Annotated in this window: 16 protein-coding genes; all 16 read right to left on the bottom strand. The window is 61.7% G+C overall.

All coding sequences use genetic code 11. The features are described from left to right. Window positions 1–79 precede the first annotated feature (79 nt). Window positions 80–991, bottom strand: coding sequence for a UDP-3-O-acyl-N-acetylglucosamine deacetylase (lpxC, locus tag NPS47_RS16510; protein ID WP_028943297.1), 912 nt, complete (start codon window positions 989–991; stop codon window positions 80–82). Window positions 992–1,103: 112 nt separating this feature from the next. Continuing rightward, complete coding sequence (gene ftsZ, locus NPS47_RS16505) at window positions 1,104–2,300, bottom strand: cell division protein FtsZ (protein ID WP_274295901.1); 1,197 nt, start codon at window positions 2,298–2,300, stop codon at window positions 1,104–1,106. Window positions 2,301–2,356: 56 nt separating this feature from the next. Continuing rightward, window positions 2,357–3,610 carry a cell division protein FtsA gene (gene ftsA, locus NPS47_RS16500; RefSeq protein ID WP_274295900.1) on the bottom strand — a complete coding sequence of 418 codons (1,254 nt, stop codon included), beginning with the start codon at window positions 3,608–3,610 and terminating at the stop codon, window positions 2,357–2,359. Between the two features lie 14 nt (window positions 3,611–3,624). Then, entirely contained in the window at window positions 3,625–4,494 is an 870-nt protein-coding gene (locus NPS47_RS16495) for a cell division protein FtsQ/DivIB (RefSeq protein ID WP_274295899.1), read from the bottom strand. Between the two features lie 4 nt (window positions 4,495–4,498). Further along, window positions 4,499–5,458, bottom strand: coding sequence for a D-alanine--D-alanine ligase (locus NPS47_RS16490; protein WP_274295898.1), 960 nt, complete (start codon window positions 5,456–5,458; stop codon window positions 4,499–4,501). Continuing rightward, on the bottom strand, window positions 5,455–6,909 hold the full coding sequence (gene murC / locus NPS47_RS16485) for a UDP-N-acetylmuramate--L-alanine ligase (RefSeq protein WP_274295897.1): 1,455 nt from the start codon (window positions 6,907–6,909) through the stop codon (window positions 5,455–5,457). Before murC ends, NPS47_RS16490 begins: the two co-directional genes overlap by 4 nt. Beyond that, window positions 6,902–7,981, bottom strand: a complete 1,080-nt coding sequence (gene murG, locus NPS47_RS16480; RefSeq protein ID WP_274295896.1) for an undecaprenyldiphospho-muramoylpentapeptide beta-N-acetylglucosaminyltransferase — start codon at window positions 7,979–7,981, stop codon at window positions 6,902–6,904. Before murG ends, murC begins: the two co-directional genes overlap by 8 nt. Then, entirely contained in the window at window positions 7,971–9,185 is a 1,215-nt protein-coding gene (gene ftsW, locus NPS47_RS16475) for a putative lipid II flippase FtsW (protein ID WP_425313517.1), read from the bottom strand. The genes murG and ftsW overlap by 11 nt, the downstream gene beginning before the upstream one ends. Beyond that, window positions 9,182–10,528 carry a UDP-N-acetylmuramoyl-L-alanine--D-glutamate ligase gene (gene murD, locus NPS47_RS16470; RefSeq protein ID WP_274295895.1) on the bottom strand — a complete coding sequence of 449 codons (1,347 nt, stop codon included), beginning with the start codon at window positions 10,526–10,528 and terminating at the stop codon, window positions 9,182–9,184. Before murD ends, ftsW begins: the two co-directional genes overlap by 4 nt. A 6-nt stretch (window positions 10,529–10,534) precedes the next feature. Further along, the gene (gene mraY / locus NPS47_RS16465; RefSeq protein WP_274295894.1) at window positions 10,535–11,617 is read right to left on the bottom strand and encodes a phospho-N-acetylmuramoyl-pentapeptide-transferase; all 1,083 of its coding nucleotides are present in this window, start codon (window positions 11,615–11,617) and stop codon (window positions 10,535–10,537) included. After that, window positions 11,617–12,984 carry a UDP-N-acetylmuramoyl-tripeptide--D-alanyl-D-alanine ligase gene (locus NPS47_RS16460; protein ID WP_274295893.1) on the bottom strand — a complete coding sequence of 456 codons (1,368 nt, stop codon included), beginning with the start codon at window positions 12,982–12,984 and terminating at the stop codon, window positions 11,617–11,619. Before NPS47_RS16460 ends, mraY begins: the two co-directional genes overlap by 1 nt. Further along, window positions 12,977–14,440, bottom strand: coding sequence for a UDP-N-acetylmuramoyl-L-alanyl-D-glutamate--2,6-diaminopimelate ligase (locus NPS47_RS16455; RefSeq protein ID WP_274295892.1), 1,464 nt, complete (start codon window positions 14,438–14,440; stop codon window positions 12,977–12,979). The genes NPS47_RS16460 and NPS47_RS16455 overlap by 8 nt, the downstream gene beginning before the upstream one ends. Continuing rightward, window positions 14,440–16,173, bottom strand: coding sequence for a peptidoglycan D,D-transpeptidase FtsI family protein (locus tag NPS47_RS16450; protein ID WP_274295907.1), 1,734 nt, complete (start codon window positions 16,171–16,173; stop codon window positions 14,440–14,442). Before NPS47_RS16450 ends, NPS47_RS16455 begins: the two co-directional genes overlap by 1 nt. Next, window positions 16,173–16,466, bottom strand: coding sequence for a cell division protein FtsL (gene ftsL / locus NPS47_RS16445; RefSeq protein WP_028943284.1), 294 nt, complete (start codon window positions 16,464–16,466; stop codon window positions 16,173–16,175). The genes NPS47_RS16450 and ftsL overlap by 1 nt, the downstream gene beginning before the upstream one ends. Further along, entirely contained in the window at window positions 16,463–17,410 is a 948-nt protein-coding gene (gene rsmH, locus NPS47_RS16440; RefSeq protein WP_425313516.1) for a 16S rRNA (cytosine(1402)-N(4))-methyltransferase RsmH, read from the bottom strand. Before rsmH ends, ftsL begins: the two co-directional genes overlap by 4 nt. Beyond that, window positions 17,407–17,862 carry a division/cell wall cluster transcriptional repressor MraZ gene (gene mraZ / locus NPS47_RS16435; RefSeq protein ID WP_010220775.1) on the bottom strand — a complete coding sequence of 152 codons (456 nt, stop codon included), beginning with the start codon at window positions 17,860–17,862 and terminating at the stop codon, window positions 17,407–17,409. The genes rsmH and mraZ overlap by 4 nt, the downstream gene beginning before the upstream one ends. Between the last annotated feature and the right edge of the window lie 293 nt (window positions 17,863–18,155).

Genomic DNA, 18,155 nt, shown 5'->3' with positions numbered 1-18,155 from the left:
GGTACTGCGGACTACAAAAAACCAGGCATAAAAAAGGCCACCCGAAGGTGGCCTTAATCACTAGAGAGAGTGTTCGAACTTACACTGCCGCAACCGGACGCATGTAAGAGATCGGTGCCGTACTGGCATCTTCGAAAGTCACCACTTCCCAGGCATCTGTTTCCTCGATCAGCTTGCGCAGCAGCTGGTTGTTCAGCGCGTGTCCGGACTTGTAGCCCTTGAACTCGCCAATCAGGCTGTTGCCCAGCAGGTAGAGGTCGCCGATGGCGTCGAGGATCTTGTGCTTGACGAATTCGTCTTCGTAACGAAGGCCGTCTTCATTGAGCACGCCGTCCTTGTCGACCACGATGGCGTTTTCCACGCTGCCGCCGAGCGCGAGGTTGTGCTTGCGCAGGTACTCGATATCGCTCATGAACCCGAAGGTCCGGGCGCGGCTGACTTCCTTCACGAACGAGGTGCTGGAAAAGTCCACGCTGGCACTTTGGGTCCGGTTACGGAACACCGGGTGATCGAAATCGATCTCGAAACTCACCTTGAATCCGTCGAACGGCAGGAAAGTGGCGCGCTTGTCGCCGTCTTCCACTGTCACTTCGCGCAGGATGCGGATGAATTTCTTGGCTGCGTCCTGTTCTTCCAGGCCGGCAGATTGAATCAGGAATACGAAGGGTCCTGCGCTACCGTCCATGATCGGCACTTCGGACGCGGAGAGCTCGACGTAGGCGTTATCGATGCCCAGGCCAGCCATGGCCGAGAGCAAGTGCTCAACCGTGTCTACCTTGGTATCGCCATTGACCAGAGTCGTCGACATGGTGGTCTCGCCGACATTTGCCGCGCGGGCGGGAATTTCCACCACGGGGTCGAGGTCGGCACGGCGAAATACGATGCCGGTATCCACAGGTGCAGGTTTGAGGGTCAGGTATACCTTCTCCCCGGAGTGCAGGCCGACACCTGTGGCACGGATAATATTCTTCAGGGTGCGTTGTTTAATCATGGCATTGGCCGCTTCAGCGCAAATTGCGAACTGGTATCAACAAAGGCTGAGGATAATACCAGACCCGGCCTTTGCTGAACACCAATCACCCTTATACCCCTGATAAATTTCATCAATCGGCCTGACGACGCAGGAAAGCCGGGATGTCCAGGTAATCCAGATCGTCTTGCGGATTGAGCTTGGCAGCAGCGGCTGCACCGGCATGCGCCTGATTGCGCATTACGGTCGGACGCTCCAGATCACGGTAGTTCACCGACGACTGTTCGTTGCGCACAGGCGCCGGAGCCGGGGTCTGCTGCTGCATCGCAGCGCTTTGCAGGGTGTTGTCGATGACCTTGACCGGCTTCTCGATCTTCGCGCCCAGGCCCGTGGCAACCACGGTCACGTGCAGCTCGTCACGCATGTCCGGATCGATAACGGTACCGACCTTGACCATGGCGTGATCGGAAGCGAAGGCTTCGATGATGCTACCGACGTCCGAGTACTCACCCAGCGACAGGTCAGGACCTGCGGTGATGTTGACCAGGATGCCGCGAGCGCCCTGCAGGTTGACGTCTTCGAGCAGCGGGTTGCGGATCGCCGCTTCAGTCGCTTCACGTGCACGGTTAGGACCGCTGGCGCAGCCAGTGCCCATCATCGCCATGCCCATTTCGCTCATCACGGTCCGTACGTCGGCAAAGTCGACGTTGATCATGCCCGGACGCTTGATGATGTCGGAGATACCGCGAACGGCACCGGCCAACACGTCGTCAGCCTTGGCGAAGGCCGACAGCAGGCTGGCGTCTTTCCCGAGGATGGTAAGCAGTTTTTCGTTCGGGATGGTGATCAGCGAGTCGACGCTGTCTGCCAGTGCACGGATGCCTTCATCGGCGATCTGCATGCGCTTGCGGCCTTCGAACGGGAACGGACGGGTCACCACCGCAACGGTGAGGATACCCAGTTCCTTGGCCACTTCGGCGATGATCGGCGCAGCACCGGTACCGGTACCGCCGCCCATGCCGGTGGTGATGAACACCATGTTGGTGCCCTGCAGTACTTCGGCGATGCGCTCACGGTCTTCCAGCGCGGCCTGACGGCCGACTTCCGGATTGGCACCGGCACCCAGTCCCTTGGTGACACCGGTACCCAGTTGCAGAATGGTCCGCGCGCCGATGTTTTTCAGCGCTTGAGCATCGGTGTTGGCGCAGATGAACTCAACGCCCTCGATGTTGCTCTTGACCATGTGATTGACGGCGTTGCCACCGCCGCCACCGACGCCGATCACTTTGATGACCGGACTTTGCGGGACGTTGTCTACGAGCTCGAACATTTTCCCTCTCCTTACAGTTCTCTAGTTTTTGCGCCTACTACTACTGCTTTGAAACTTTAAAAGTTGCCTTTGACCCAGCGTGTGAAACGCTCGAACGCTGGAGCTTTTGGTTCATCGCCATAGTTGTTGTTGCTGGTGCCGGTCAGGCTGACGCCGTCGGACTGCTTCTGCAGGCCGTAGGTCAGCAAGCCCACACCGGTGGAATAAATCGGGTTGCGCACGACATCGCTCAGACCCCGGACGCTATGCGGCACGCCCAGGCGTACCGGCATGTGGAAAATCTCTTCGGCCAGCTCTACCGCACCTTCCATCTTCGCGGTACCACCGGTCAGAACGATGCCCGCCGGCACCAGGTCTTCGTAGCCGCTGCGGCGCAGCTCGGCCTGGATCAGGGTGAACAGCTCGTCGTAACGCGGCTCGACCACTTCGGCCAGGGCCTGGCGCGACAGCTCGCGCGGCGGACGGTCACCGACGCTCGGCACCTTGATGGTTTCACCGGCACCGGCCAGCTTGGCCAGGGCGCAGGCGTAACGAATCTTGATCTCTTCGGCGTACTGGGTCGGGGTACGCAGGGCCATGGCGATGTCGTTGGTCACCTGGTCGCCGGCAATCGGGATCACTGCGGTATGACGGATCGCACCTTCGGTGAAGATGGCGATGTCAGTGGTACCGCCACCGATGTCCACCAGGCACACGCCCAGCTCTTTCTCGTCATCGGTCAGCACCGAGTAGGCCGAGGCCAGCTGCTCGAGGATGATGTCGTCGATTTCCAGGCCACAGCGGCGCACGCACTTCTCGATGTTCTGGGCAGCATTGACGGCGCAGGTGACCACGTGGACCTTGGCTTCCAGACGCACGCCGGACATGCCAAGCGGCTCGCGCACGCCTTCCTGGTTGTCGATCACGTAGTCCTGCGGCAGGGTATGCAGGACCCGCTGGTCGGCCGGAATGGCAACGGCCTGAGCGGCATCGAGGACGCGCTCGAGGTCAGCCGCACTGACTTCACGGTCGCGGATCGCGACGATGCCGTGGGAGTTCAGGCTGCGGATGTGATTGCCGGCGACGCCAACGAACGCCGAGTGGATCCGGCAGCCGGCCATCAGCTGGGCTTCTTCCACCGCCCGCTGGATCGACTGCACGGTCGATTCGATATTGACCACCACGCCCTTCTTCAGCCCGCGCGAAGGATGGGTGCCGATACCGACGATTTCCAGGGTACCGTCGGCCGCGACTTCGCCCACCAGCGCCACTACCTTGGAGGTGCCGATATCGAGCCCGACGATCATTTTGCCGCTATGCGCATTTGCCATGGTCCTGCCTCTCTCTAATTCTTCGCAACGGCGGGTTGGGCCGTCGTCGGTGCAATCGGTTCCCGCCAGCCGACGGCCAGGCCGTTGGCGTAACGCAGATCGATGCGGGCGATGTTCGTGATCTGTTCTTTGAGTGTCTTGTCGTAAATGGCAATGAAACGGCGCATTTTTTCCACCAGATGGTCGCGCCCCAGCAGCAGTTCAACACCTGGCCCGGCGCTGCCGGCGCCAGTGGTCAGGAACCAGCTGCCGCGCTCGCGCACTTCCAGCCGGGCAATCGAAAAGCCCATTGGCCGCAACATCTGGCTCAGTACCTGATATTGCTGCATCACTTGTTGCTGCGCCCGCTGCGGCCCGAACAGCTGCGGCAGGTGCTCGTAGTTGGCCAGTTCGCGCGGGGTGAAAGCCTGGCCCTGGTTATTGAGCAAGGCTTCTTCGCCCCAACGCGCTACCGGCAACTGTTCTTCCAGGCGGATCACCACTTCGTCCGGCCACACCCGACGTACTTCGGCATGGGCGATCCAGGGCATCTGCTCAAGCTCGGCGCGCATGCTCGCCAGGTCGACAGTGAAGAAGCTGGCCGCCACATAAGGGGCGATTCGCTGCTGCACCGCTTGCTGGCTGATGTAGCTGAGGTCGCCCTGCACGGCGATCTTGGTGATCGGCCGGTCGGCATACGGCATCAGCCGTTGCGCGCCTTCATAGGCAGCAAAACCTGCAGCGACCAGCAGCACCGGCCAGAGCAGGCGCTTGAACATGCTGAAGTTGGCCTTGGGCAGGCGCGCCGACAGTGGCTCTTTAGCCACCATCCGGCTGGCACCACGCGGCACCGGCTTGTTACGGCCGGTGGCGGGTTGCTGATGACGTAACATCGCGCCTTGCATGGGCTTAACCTCGCGCCTCGACGCTGGCCGCCAGGATCGCCAGCACCAACTGCTGGAAGTCCAGACCGGCCGCGCGTGCCGCCATAGGGACCAGGCTGTGATCAGTCATGCCTGGTGCGGTGTTGACTTCGAGCAGCCAGAAACGCCCCTGCTCGTCCTGCATGACGTCCAGCCGTCCCCAGCCAGCGATGCCGATGGCGTCGCAAGCACGGGCGGTCAGGTCGATCAGTTCCTGTTCTTTCTCTGCGCTCAAGCCACACGGAATCCGGTACTGGGTATCGGAAGCCAGGTACTTGGCGTCGTAGTCGTAGAATGTGTGCGGCGTGCCCAGTGCGATCGGCGGCAATACCTGGCCACGCAGGGTCGCGACGGTGAACTCCGGACCGTGAATCCATTGTTCGACCAACACTTGCGAATCGTAGGTAGCGGCGTCTTTCCAGGCGGCGATCAATTCGTCGACACCGTTCACTTTCGCCATACCGATACTGGAACCTTCATGGGCCGGTTTGACGATCAAAGGGAAGCCCAGTTCCGCACCTGCAGAAATACAGTCAGCTTCGCTGGTGAGCACGGCGTGACGCGGGGTCGGAATGCCCAGGCTGTGCCAGACCTGTTTGGTCCGCAGCTTGTCCATGGCCAGCGCCGAAGCGAGGATGCCACTGCCGGTGTAAGGAATGCCCAGGCACTCCAGCAGGCCCTGCATACTGCCGTCTTCGCCGCCACGGCCGTGGAGGATGATGAACGCGCGGTCGATCTTCCCGCTTTGCAGGCGATCGAGCAGGTCGTCGCCGACATCGATGGCGACCACGTCGACACCGGCACTGGTCAGCGCTTCGATCACGGCGGCACCGGATTTCAGCGAAACTTCGCGTTCGGCGCTCTTGCCGCCGTAAAGCACGGCTACGCGACCGAAGGCTTTCGGGTCGATGGTCGAGTGCAACGTGGCGTATGCGTTATCAGTCATTTCGACTTCCCCTGACTGGCAACAGCACCAGCGAACAACGGACTCTTGAGTAATTGCGGGGCCAGGCCACCGATATCACCGGCGCCTTGGCACAGCAGGATGTCGCCGGCACGCAGCAGCGGCTTGACCAGCGGCGCCAGTTCGATGCCGCGCTCGATGTAGATCGGGTCGAGCTGACCGCGCTGACGGATGCTGTGGCACAGCTGACGGCTGTCGGCACCGGGGATCGGCTCTTCGCCGGCCGGGTAGACTTCCATCAGCAGCAGCACGTTGGCGTCCGCCAGGACCTGGACGAAATCGTCGTACAGGTCACGGGTGCGGCTGTAACGGTGCGGCTGGTAGACCATCACCAGACGGCGCTCAGGCCAGCCACCGCGTACGGCCTTGATCACTGCCGCCACTTCGGTCGGGTGGTGACCATAGTCGTCGACCAGCATCACGCTGCCACCTTCTACCGGCAGTTCGCCGTAGACCTGGAAGCGGCGCCCTACCCCCTGGAACCCCGACAGGCCCTGGACGATGGCTTCATCGCTGATGCCTTCGTCGGTGGCAATGGCGATGGTCGCCAGCGCGTTGAGCACATTGTGGTTGCCCGGCATGTTGACCGATACGTCCAGCGGCTCGCGGTCGCGGCGCAGCACGGTGAAGTGGGTCTGCATGCCCGACTGGCGAACATTGATCGCGCGCACGTCAGCTTCTTCGCTGAAACCGTAGGTAACCGCCGGACGCTTGACCTGCGGCAGGATCTCGCGCACTACCGGGTCGTCCAGGCACATCACCGCCAGACCGTAGAACGGCAGGTTGTGCAGGAACTCGACGAAGGTTTTCTTCAGCTTGTTGAAGTCACCTTCGTAGGTCGCCATGTGGTCGGCGTCGATGTTGGTAACCACAGCCACCAGCGGCTGCAGATGCAGGAAGCTGGCGTCGCTTTCGTCGGCTTCGGCGATCAGGTAGCGGCTGGTGCCCAGTTGTGCATTGGTGCCGGCTGCATTCAGGCGGCCCCCGATGACGAAGGTCGGGTCCAGGCCACCGGCGGCAAATACCGAAGCGAGCAGGCTGGTGGTGGTGGTCTTGCCATGGGTACCGGCGACGGCGATGCCGTGGCGATAACGCATCAGCTCGGCGAGCATTTCGGCACGCGGCACCACCGGAATACGCCGTTCAAGGGCGGTGGCGACTTCCGGGTTGGCCGGGTTGATGGCACTGGAAACCACCAGCACATCGGCGCTCGCAGCGTTCTCGGCGCGGTGACCGATAAAGATCTGCGCACCGAAGGACTCCAGGCGCTGGGTAACCGCGGAGGTCTTGAGGTCCGAGCCCGATACCTGATAACCCAGGTTCAGCAGCACCTCGGCGATCCCGCACATGCCCACGCCGCCGATACCGACGAAGTGGATGCGGCGGATGCGGCGCATTTCTGGCTGTGGCATGGCTTTCTTGCTTTCAACCATGGGCCACCTCCAGGCAGATATCGACCACGGTGCGGGTGGCCGCGGGTTTGGCCAGGCGCCGGGCAGTGGCGGCCATGGTGGAGAGTTTTTCCGGTTGCATCAGCACCTCGTTCAGGCGTTCAGCGAGTTGCGCTGCGCCAGTTGTCGCTTGTGGCATCAGGAAGGCAGCGCCTTCGCGGGCCAGATAATGGGCGTTGTGGGTCTGGTGATCGTCGATGGCATGGGGCAACGGCACCAGCATCGATGGCAAGCCGGCCGCAGCCAGCTCACTGACGGTCAGCGCGCCTGCGCGGCAGACCACCAGATCGGCCCAGGCGTACGCCTTGGCCATGTCCTTGATAAACGGCTCTACCTGAGCCTCGACTCCAGCCTCGCGATAGCGCTCGGCGGTAATCTGGTCGTGCTGTTTACCCGCCTGGTGGAACACGTCTGGACGAATGTCCGCAGCGACCTGGGCCAGGGCTTGGGGCAGCAGTTTGTTCAGCGGTTCGGCGCCCAGGCTTCCGCCCAGCACCAGCAAGCGTGGCCGACGCGCACCCAAGGGCTCGCGCGGGGTGTCCATGAACAGTTCGCTGCGCACCGGATTACCGGTGGTGCGCAGCTTGTCCGAGGCAGCAAACGTGCCGGGGAAAGCTTCGCAGACTCGGCCGGCCAACGGCACCAGCAACCGATTGGCGGTACCGGCGCGGGCATTCTGCTCGTGAACCACTACAGGTACACCACAGAGCCGGGCAGCAACGCCTCCCGGGCCGGTCACGTAACCACCAAAACCGATCACGCAGACCGGCTTGAGCTGGGCAATGATGCGCCGCGCCTGCAGTACAGCCTTGACCAGGGTGAACGGCGCCTTGAGCAGCGACAGCTTGCCCTTGCCGCGCAGGCCGGTGACCTGAATCAGGTGCAACTGCAAGCCCGCCTGGGGCACCAGTTCGTTCTCGATGCCACGCGGAGTGCCCAGCCAGTGCACGGTGTAACCACGCGCCTGGAACTCACGGGCACAGGCCAGTGCCGGGAACACGTGGCCCCCGGTGCCGCCTGCCATGATCAGTACATTCTTGCCGTCAGCGGCCATGATGCGGCTCCTCGGCAAAATCGCTTTCATTGAATTCGTGCTCTTCGCTACCCAGATGGGTGCGACTTTCCCACTCGATCCGCAGCAACAGCCCGACACAAGCGCAGCAGATCACCAGCGAACTGCCGCCGTAGCTGAGGAACGGCAGGGTCAGACCCTTGGTTGGCAGGAGACCGACGTTCACGCCGATGTTGATCAGGAACTGGCCAATCCACAGGAAGGCCAGGCCAAAGGCCACATAGGCGGCAAAGTACTGCTTGGCTTTTTCAGCCCACAAACCGATGTACAGCGCACGCACCGTGACGAACACGAACAGCGCCACGGTGAGCAGCGAGCCGACCACGCCCAGCTCTTCGGCCAGTACCGAGAACACGAAGTCGGTATGCGCTTCCGGCAGGTAGAACTGCTTCTGTACGCTGTTGCCAAGACCGACGCCCAGCCACTCGCCCCGCCCGAAAGCAATCAGTGCCTGGGTCAACTGGTAGCCGGAGCCGAACTGGTCGGACCAGGGGTCGGTGAAGGTAATCAGACGCGCCATCCGGTAAGGCTGGGCCTGCACCAGGACAAACACCGCCGCCACCGCCAGCACCACCATCAAACTGAAGCGGAACAGACCCACGCCGCCGAGGAACAGCATCGCCGCGGCCGCGCCCATCATCACTACCGTGGCGCCGAAGTCCGGCTCCATCAGCAGCAGGCCGGCCATGGGCAGCAAGACGATGAACGGCTTGAAGAAGCCCATCCAGCTTTCGCGCACTTCGGTCTGGCGACGGACCAGGTAACCGGCCAGGTAGATCACCACGAAGACCTTGGCGATTTCCGACGGCTGGACGTTGAAGAAGCTGAAGCCGATCCAGCGCATCGAACCGTTCACTTCGCGGCCGATGCCCGGCACCAGAACCAGTACCAGCAAGCCAAAGGCGCCGACCAGCATGGTGAAGCCCATCTTCTGCCAGGTGGCGATCGGCACCATCATGGTAACGATGCAGGCGAACACGCCAATGGCCACGTACACCAGGTGGCGGAACATGTGATACAGCGGGTTGCCCGACTGCGCGGCGGCCACTTCCGAGGACGCCGAGGTGATCATCACCAGGCCAAGGCCGAGCAGCGCCAGGCAACCGGCGAGCATGGCGAAATCGAGGTCGATGCCACGCCCGCTGATCAGCGGCGACGGATAGGGCTTGATGATGCCGAAGATCATGCCAGCCCTCCTACGGCCTGGGCGAACAGGCGCCCACGCTCTTCAAAATTCTTGAACATGTCGAGACTGGCGCAGGCCGGCGACAGCAGCACGGCATCGCCAGGCTGAGCCAGTTCGGCACATTGCTGCACCGCTTCATCGAGAGTTTTCACCCGGATCAGCGGCACGCTGTCACCCAGCGCCTCGGCCAGACGCTCGGCATCGCGCCCCAGCAGCACAACGGCGCGGCAGTGCGCCGCCACCGGCGCACGCAGAGCGCTGAAATCCGCACCTTTGCCATCGCCGCCGGCAACCAGCACCAGCTTGCCGTCGATATCGGCACCCAGACCTTCGATGGCGGCCAGAGCGGCGCCGACGTTGGTGGCCTTGGAGTCGTCGTACCAGTTCACCCCGTCGCGCTCGCGCAGCCATTGGCAGCGATGCGCCAGACCGGCGAAGGTGCGCAGGCTGGACAGCATGGCGTCCATCGGCAGGCCCACCGCATGGCCCAGAGCCAAAGCCGCCAGGGCGTTGGACTGGTTGTGCGAACCACGGATTTTCAGCTCGCGTACTGGCATCAGGTTCTGGAACTCGAACGCCAGGTACTTTTCACCATTCTCTTCGCGCAAGCCAAAGGCCTTGAAGTCAGGCGTGTTCAGACCGAAGGTCCACACCGGCTGGTTCTCGGCCAGCAACGGGCGGCTCAGGGCGTCCTGACGGTTGACCACCACTTGCCGCGCGCCACGGAAAATCCGGTGCTTGGCCAGGTGATAGGCCGGCAGGCCACTGTAGCGGTCCATATGGTCTTCGCTGACATTGAGCACGGTGGCCACTTCAGCGTTGAGCTGGTCGGTGGTTTCCAGCTGGAAACTCGACAGTTCCATCACGTACAGCTCGACGTCGTCACTGAGCAGGTCCAGCGCCGGGGTACCGAGGTTGCCGCCGACAGCCACACGCTTGCCAGCGGCAGCCGCCATTTCGCCGACCAGGGTAGTCACGGTGCTTTTCGCGTTGGAACCGCTGATGGCGATGATCGGCGCCTTGGCGTTACGGGCAAACAGTTCGATATCGCCGGACAGCTTCACGCCACGGGCAGCGGCTTGCTGCAGCGCCGGTGTGGCCAGGGCCAGCCCGGGGCTGACATACAGCTCGTCGGCGCGGCAGAGAAACTCGACGTCCAGCTCGCCACAGCGCACTTCCACCTGCGGGTAATCGCGGCGCAGGGTTTCCAGTTCCGGCGGTTGTTCACGGGTGTCGGCGACCGCAAAGGCAACGCCCCGATTCGCCAGGAAGCGAACCAGGGACATGCCGCTCTTGCCGAGGCCGACAACGATGCGGAAGTGGTCAGAAGCGATCAGTGACACGCGTTTCTACCTCAGTTTCAGGGTGGCAAGGCCGATCAGCACCAGAATCACGGTGATAATCCAGAAACGGACGATCACCCGCGGCTCGGGCCAACCCTTGAGTTCAAAGTGGTGATGAATCGGAGCCATACGGAACACTCGCTTGCCGGTCAGCTTGAACGAGGCCACCTGGATCACTACCGACAGGGTCTCCATGACGAACACGCCGCCCATGATGAACAGGACGATTTCCTGGCGCACGATGACCGCGATGGTGCCCAGCGCCGCACCCAGTGCCAGGGCACCGACGTCGCCCATGAACACCTGGGCCGGATAGGTGTTGAACCACAGGAAGCCCAGACCGGCACCGATCAGCGCGCCGCAGAATACGATCAGCTCACCGGCGCCCGGCACGTACGGAATCAGCAGGTACTCAGCGAATTTCACGTTGCCCGACAGGTAGCAGAAGATCCCCAGGGCGCCGCCGACCATCACGGTTGGCATGATCGCCAGGCCATCGAGGCCGTCGGTCAGGTTCACCGCGTTGCTCGAACCGACGATGACGAAGTAGGTCAGCACCACGAATCCGATACCCAGCGGGATGGTGACATCCTTGAGCATCGGCACGATCAGCGAGGTTTCGACGCTGGTTGGTGCAGTCATGTACAGGAAGATCGCCGCCCCCAGGCCGAACACCGACTGCCAGAAATACTTCCAGCGGCTTGGCAGGCCACGCGAGTTCTTCTCGATCACCTTGCGGTAGTCATCGACCCAGCCGATGGCGCCGAACAGCAAGGTAACGATCAGGACTACCCAGACATAACGGTTGGTCAGGTCGGCCCAGAGCAAGGTGCTGATACCGATAGCCGAAAGAATCAGGGCACCACCCATGGTCGGCGTGCCGGATTTTGACAGGTGCGATTGCGGGCCGTCGTTACGAACCGCTTGACCGATCTGGCGAATCTGCAGGGTACGAATCATCCAGGGGCCCAACCACAGGGCCAGCGACAACGCGGTCAGTACACCCAGAATCCCGCGCAGGGACAGGTACTGAAAGACCGCGAAGCCTTTGTAGAACTGTTGCAGATACTCAGCCAGCAGCAGCAGCATTAATGTTTCTCCCCGCTGGAACCGCACAAAGCCGCCACGACGTTTTCCATCGCAGCGCTGCGCGAACCCTTGATCAAAATAGTGGTATTGGTGGCCTGCTCGCCGCGAACGGCATCGATCAGGTCAGCTTGATTAGCGAAATGTCGGGCATTGGCGCCAAACGCTGCCACTGCGTGAGCCATGTTCGGCCCCACCGCATACAGCGCCGATACTTTATCTTTGGCGTATTCGCCTACCTGCCGATGCCCTTCCTCAGCCCACTGGCCCAATTCGCCGATATCCCCGAGCACCAGGACGGTGCGTCCGGAAAAGCCGGCGAGTATATCAACGGCAGCGCACATGGAGGTGGGGTTTGCATTGTAAGTGTCGTCAATCACCCGTACGCCGTTCGGCGCCATCTGTACGACAGTGCGGCCTTTGACGGGTTGCACGGCATTCAAGCCCTGGACGATTCCGTCCAGCGTCAGACCAAAGGCATGCGCGGCGGCGGCGGCGGCCAGTGCGTTGGCAACGTTGTGGGTGCCGAGCAGGTTGAGCTGGACGCGCCCCACGCCCAACGGGCTGTGCAGGTCGAACGCTGGGCAACCGCGCGGGTCATGAGCGATGTTGCCAGCATGGAAATCCGCGCCAGTATTGTTCAAGGCGAAGGTCAGCAGCGGACGATGACCGGCGCGGTGCTTCCAGGGGCCGAAGGCTTTGTCATCAAGGTTCAATACAGCTACGCCATCCTGACCCAGACCTTCGAGGATCTCGCCCTTGGCTTCGACAATCTTCTCCGGACCACCGAACTCGCCGACATGCGCGGTACCGGCATTATTGATCAGCGCCACTTGTGGCTTGGTCAGGCCAACGGTGTAGGCAATCTCGCCGATGCGCGAAGCGCCCAGCTCGATGACCGCCGCGGTGTGTTCCGGAGCGATATCGAGCAGGGTCAGCGGTGCACCGAGGTCATTGTTCAGGTTGCCACGCGTGGCCAGGACCGGACCGCGGGTACGCAGAATGCTGGCAAGCATTTCCTTGACCGTGGTCTTGCCGCTGGAACCGGTGATGGCGGCAACAGGCTTGTCGAAGGCAGCACGGTTCAGCGCCCCCAACTGACCAAGGGCCAGGCGGCAATCGGCAACCAGCAACTGCGGCAAGCTGCTGCCTGGCACTTCGCGCTCGACCAGAGCAGCAACAGCACCCTTGGCCTGCACGTCGTCAAGGTAGTCGTGACCATCAAAACGTGGCCCGGCCAAGGCGACAAACAGTTGCCCGGCAACGATTGCGCGGCTGTCGATGCTGACGCCGTCGAAGGTTGCATCTGCACCCAGCAGGCGGCCTTGCAGCGGTGCGGTCAACTGGCTGAGGGTCAATGGCTTAAGCATGAGGGGCCTCCCAGACGGCGAGGGCTTTTTCGGCTTCCACCAGGTCGGAAAAGTCGTGACGCTGACCGTTGATTTCCTGATAGTCCTCGTGGCCTTTGCCAGCCAGGACGATGACATCGTCAACAGCGGCGCTGGCGATCAGCTGGGCGATGGCCGTGCCGCGCCCGGCGACGAACTCGACCGCATCGGCCTTGATAAAACCTGGACGGATATCAGCAAAGATCTGCTGCGGGTCTTCTGTACGCGGGTTGTCGTCGGTGACCAGCACACGGTCAGCCAGACGCTCGGCCACTTCGGCCATCAATGGACGCTTGCCGCGATCACGATCCCCGCCGCAGCCGAACAGGCACAGCAACCGGCCTTTGGCGTGCGGACGCAGGGCCTGAAGGACTTGCTCAAGCGCATCGGGGGTGTGGGCGTAATCGACTACCACCAAGGGTTTGCTGCCGCCACCCAGGCGCTGCATACGGCCGATCGGCCCTTCCAGCATCGGAGTGACCTTGAGAATTTCATCCAGCGCGTAGTCCAGCGCCAGCAGGGTGCCGACCGCAGCCAGCATGTTGCTCAGGTTGAAGCGGCCAAGCAGGCGGCTGCGCAGGGAATGCTCACCCTGGGCCGTGACAATCACGGCGCGCACGCCGTCGTCGTCAAAATGTGCTTCGCGGCAGTACAGCGAAGCGGCAGGATCCTTGAGGCTGTAGCTGATCAGACGTGACTCGCCCTTCTCGGCCGCCAGGCGACGACCGAAGTCATCATCGAGGTTGACCACCCGGCAACGCAGGTTTGGCCAGGCGAACAGACGCGCCTTGGCGTCTTCGTAAGCCTGCATGCTGCCGTGGTAATCCAGGTGATCGCGTGACAGGTTGGTCATCACTGCAATGTCGAACGCCAGCGCCGCAACCCGGCCCTGATCGAGGGCGTGGGAAGAAACCTCCATCGCCACGGCCTTGGCCCCGCCCTTCTTCAGGTCGTTCAAGGTCGCTTGCACGGCAATCGGATCCGGCGTGGTCAAGCGGCCGCTTTGCAGCTCGCCATAGAAACCCGTGCCCAGGGTGCCAATCAGGCCGCAGCGCTGACCTAGTTTGTCCAAGGCTTGGGCCACCAGTTGAGTGACGCTGGTCTTGCCGTTGGTGCCAGTGACGCCAACCAGATTCAGCTGACGGCTCGGCTCGCCATAAAAGCGCCCGGCAATATCCGACAACTGGGCAATCAGGCCCTTGACCGGAATCAGCGGTTTATCGGTGATCGGCAGCACCGTGGCGCCTTGCGCTTCATAGGCCACAGCTGCCGCGCCGCGTTTGAGCGCATCGGCAATGTGCTCGCGACCGTCAACCTGCGCACCAGGGACCGCCAGAAACAGGTCGCCCGGACGCACATTGCGGCTGTCCAGGGTCAACTCGCGGATCGACGGATCGCTGCTGGCCTGGGTGAAAAGCTTACTCAATGGCATTGTCATCAACCGCGCCCTCCTTTGGCGGGCGCAGCATCAACCTGCTGCTGTGGAGTCGCCGGCGGCAGGTTGTCCGGCGGAATGTTCATCAGGCGCAACGTGCCGGACATGACTTTGCTGAATACCGGTGCCGAGACCAGACCACCGAAGTAGCCACCTTTGCTCGGCTCGTCGATGACCACTACCACGGCATAACGCGGGTCGCTCATCGGGCCGAAGCCGGCGAACAGCGAGCGGTAGGAATTTTCGGTGTAACCCTTGGAACCGATCGTCGCCTTACGCGCCGTACCACTCTTGCCACCGACGTGATAGAACGGCACCTGGGCACGGAACACGCCGCGCGGCGCTTCGATAACCTGCTGGACCATGCCCTGGATGGTCTTGGCGACTTCGACCGGCACCACCTGGGTGGACTCTGGCGTCTTGTCGACTTTAAGGATGCTCAACGGCACCATCTTACCGTCGTTGGCCAGCGCAGCGTAGGCATGCACCAGCTGCAGCGCGGTCACCGACAGGCCGTAGCCGTAGGACAGGGTCGCGGTTTCGGCCTTGCGCCACTCACGGTGGTTCGGCAGGTTACCGACCCGCTCACCCGGGAAGCCCAGGCCGGTGTACTGCCCCAGACCGAGCTGGGACATGACGCGATAGATCGACTCACCACCGATATCGAAGGCGATCTTGCTCATGCCGACGTTACTGGAGTTGATCAGGATGCCGGTCAGGTCAAGGATCGGGCCTTCACTCTTGGATACGTCACGAATGGTGTAACGGCCCAGCTGCAAGGTACCCGGGTAGACTTCGACCTTGTCGGTCGGCTTCCAGCGCCCGCTCTGCAGCGCAGCACTCATCGACAGCGGTTTGACCGTGGAACCGGGCTCGAACACGTCGATGATCGCGCGGTTACGCATGGCCGCCGGGAACATGCTGCGACGGTTGTTGGGGTTGTAGGTGGGCTGGTTGACCATGGCCAGCACTTCACCGGTCTTCACATCGAGAATCACCAGGCTACCGGCCTTGGCTTCCTGCTCGGCAATCGCGTTGCGCAGCTCGCGGGTCGCCAGGTATTGCAGGCGCAGGTCGATGGACAACGCCAAGGTCTTTCCGGCCTTGGCGTTTTTGGTTACCTGGATGTCTTTGATCAGCCGGCCACGCCGGTCCTTGATGACCTGGCGCTTGCCGGGCACGCCGGCCAGCCACTCATCGTAGGCCAGCTCCACCCCTTCGCGACCGTGATCATCGAGGTCGGTAAAGCCGACCATGTGCGCGGCAACATCGCCGGCCGGGTAGAAACGCCGAAATTCCTCGATGCCGTAGACACCAGGAACCTTCAGATCAAGCACCACCTGCCCCTGCTCCGGGGTCAGGCCACGCACCAGATAAATGAATTCTTTGTTGGCCTGTTGTTCCAGGCGCTGGGTCAGCTGCTGCGGGCTTTGCTTGAGCGCGGCGGCCAGTGCCGGCCAGCGCTCCTTGTAAGCCTGCATTTCCTTGGGGTTGGCCCACAGGGTGGTGACCGGGGTACTGACGGCCAGTGGTTCACCATTACGGTCGGTGATAAGTCCGCGGTGTGCAGGAATCGGGATATGGCGCAAGCTGCGGGCATCGCCCTGACCTTTGAGGAAGTCACGGTCGACCACCTGCAGGTCGATGATGCGCCAGGCAATCGCACCGACCATGACGGCCAGCAAGGCGATGACCACGCGGAAGCGCCATGGGTAGAGTGCGCCTTCGAGTTTCATCATGGCGCCACCATCCGTACTTCGTCGGCGGCCGGAATACGCATCTTCAGTTGTTCACTGGCCAGGTTCTCGATCCGGCTGTGTGCTGTCCAGGTGCTCTGCTCAAGGATCAACCGGCCCCATTCGGCCTGCGCCTTGTCACGCTCGCTGAGCTCGCCGTAAAGGGTGTTGAGCAGCTGACGGTTCCAGTGCGCGCTGTACGACACCGCCACCGAAGAAACGAGCACGGCAATGAACAGCAGAAGCATCAGGAAGCTTCCGCCTGGCAAAGGCTTGGCGAACAAGCGGCTCACCGCAGTTTCTCGGCGACGCGCATAACGGCACTGCGCGAACGTGGGTTGGCCTTGAGCTCAGCTTCAGAGGCGAATTGCGCCTTGCCGATCAGCTTGATCTTCGGCTCGAAATGCTTGTGCTGCACCGGCAGGTTGCGCGGCAGGTTGTCGGCTTCGCCCTTGACCAGTTTGCGCATGAACAGTTTGACGATGCGGTCTTCCAGGGAATGGAAGCTGATCACCACCAGACGGCCGCCGACCTCCAGGGCCTCGAGCGCGGCGTCCAGACCGGCTTCCAGGTCACCCAGTTCGTTATTGACGTGAATACGCAGCCCCTGGAAGGCACGGGTCGCCGGGTTCTTGCCCTTTTCCCAGGCAGGGTTGGCCACCTTGAGCACTTCAGCCAGATCGGCCGTGCGTTCAAAAGGCTGGATTTCGCGACGCGCCACGACCGCATTGGCCATACGCTTGGCAAAACGCTCTTCGCCATATTCCTTGAATACCCGGGCGATCTCTTCGGCCGGGGCGGTGGCAATGAACTCGGCTGCGCTGATGCCGCGCGACGGGTCCATGCGCATATCCAGCGGACCGTCGTTGAGAAAGCTGAAGCCGCGTTCCGGGTCATCGAGCTGTGGCGAAGAAACGCCCAGATCCATCAGAATGCCGCTGACCTTGCCGGCCAGGCCGCGCTGCGCGACTTCATCACCCAGCTCGGCAAAACTGCGCTGTACAATGACAAAGCGGCCGTCTTCGGCCGCCAGCGCTTGCCCGGTGGCAATCGCTTGAGGATCTTTGTCAAAACCCAGCAACCGTCCTTGCGGCCCGAGCTTGCTGAGAATCAGACGACTGTGCCCGCCACGCCCGAAGGTGCCATCCAGATAGCAGCCATCGGCGCGTACGGCGAGAGCCTCGACGGCTTCGTCAAGCAGTACGGTGATGTGGTTAAAGCCGCTATCTATAGTCACAGGATCAAATCACGCAGTTCATCAGGCATGGCGCCCGGTTGTTGGATAGCTGCAAGGTCGGCTGCCGAAACTGCGTTCCAGGCGTCCTCGTCCCACAGCTGAAATTTGTTCAGTTGCCCCACCAGCATCGCCTTCTTGTCGAGCTTGGCGTATTCGCGCAAACGCGGAGGCACCAGGAAACGCCCACTGCCATCAAGCTCCAGATCCACCGCGTTGCCGATCAGCAAACGCTGCAGGCGACGGTTCTCTTCACGCAATGACGGCAAGGCGCGTAACTTGGCTTCAATCAGTTCCCACTCATCGAGCGGGTATACACACAAGCAAGGGTCTACTGCGTCGATAGTCACGATCAACTGCCCGGAACTACGCGAATCGAGCTCGTCACGGTACCGGCTCGGCATTGCGAGACGGCCCTTTGCGTCGAGGTTGATAGCGTTGGCTCCGCGGAACACGGCTGCGATTCCCCACTTGTTAGCTTTTTTGTGATCAGAAAACCCACTTCATGCCACTTTCTGCCACTTGCGCACACTATAGGAATCCGCCTACCACACCGTCAAGGCACGCTTATAAGGAAATCCCTTACAGATCGGAGATTTAGCGCATGGAGAGAAGAAGAAAGGACAAATCGGAGAGGTTTTTGACAAAAAAAATCAAACTCACTCAGGCAAATAGAGCCCAAAGTTAAAGTGATTTATTAAGAGTAAGATTTTTTTGGTATTACCAAGACACATCTGCTATCGAATCA

Origin of the sequence: Pseudomonas putida, assembly GCF_028682475.1 — a bacterium.
Lineage (GTDB): Bacteria > Pseudomonadota > Gammaproteobacteria > Pseudomonadales > Pseudomonadaceae > Aquipseudomonas > Aquipseudomonas putida_AG.
Note: the sequence above shows the minus strand (reverse complement) of the source record. Positions and strands in the feature narration are given on the sequence as shown.

What these genes read in the sequence shown, in the direction of transcription:
- lpxC (WP_028943297.1), bottom strand. Translation starts at nt 991, where the DNA reads ATGATTAAACAACGCACCCTGAAGAATATTATCCGTGCCACAGGTGTC.
- ftsZ (WP_274295901.1), bottom strand. Translation starts at nt 2,300, where the DNA reads ATGTTCGAGCTCGTAGACAACGTCCCGCAAAGTCCGGTCATCAAAGTG.
- ftsA (WP_274295900.1), bottom strand. Translation starts at nt 3,610, where the DNA reads ATGGCAAATGCGCATAGCGGCAAAATGATCGTCGGGCTCGATATCGGC.
- NPS47_RS16495 (WP_274295899.1), bottom strand. Translation starts at nt 4,494, where the DNA reads ATGCAAGGCGCGATGTTACGTCATCAGCAACCCGCCACCGGCCGTAAC.
- NPS47_RS16490 (WP_274295898.1), bottom strand. Translation starts at nt 5,458, where the DNA reads ATGACTGATAACGCATACGCCACGTTGCACTCGACCATCGACCCGAAA.
- murC (WP_274295897.1), bottom strand. Translation starts at nt 6,909, where the DNA reads ATGGTTGAAAGCAAGAAAGCCATGCCACAGCCAGAAATGCGCCGCATC.
- murG (WP_274295896.1), bottom strand. Translation starts at nt 7,981, where the DNA reads ATGGCCGCTGACGGCAAGAATGTACTGATCATGGCAGGCGGCACCGGG.
- ftsW (WP_425313517.1), bottom strand. Translation starts at nt 9,185, where the DNA reads ATGATCTTCGGCATCATCAAGCCCTATCCGTCGCCGCTGATCAGCGGG.
- mraY (WP_274295894.1), bottom strand. Translation starts at nt 11,617, where the DNA reads ATGCTGCTGCTGCTGGCTGAGTATCTGCAACAGTTCTACAAAGGCTTC.
- NPS47_RS16460 (WP_274295893.1), bottom strand. Translation starts at nt 12,984, where the DNA reads ATGCTTAAGCCATTGACCCTCAGCCAGTTGACCGCACCGCTGCAAGGC.
- NPS47_RS16455 (WP_274295892.1), bottom strand. Translation starts at nt 14,440, where the DNA reads ATGACAATGCCATTGAGTAAGCTTTTCACCCAGGCCAGCAGCGATCCG.
- NPS47_RS16450 (WP_274295907.1), bottom strand. Translation starts at nt 16,173, where the DNA reads ATGAAACTCGAAGGCGCACTCTACCCATGGCGCTTCCGCGTGGTCATC.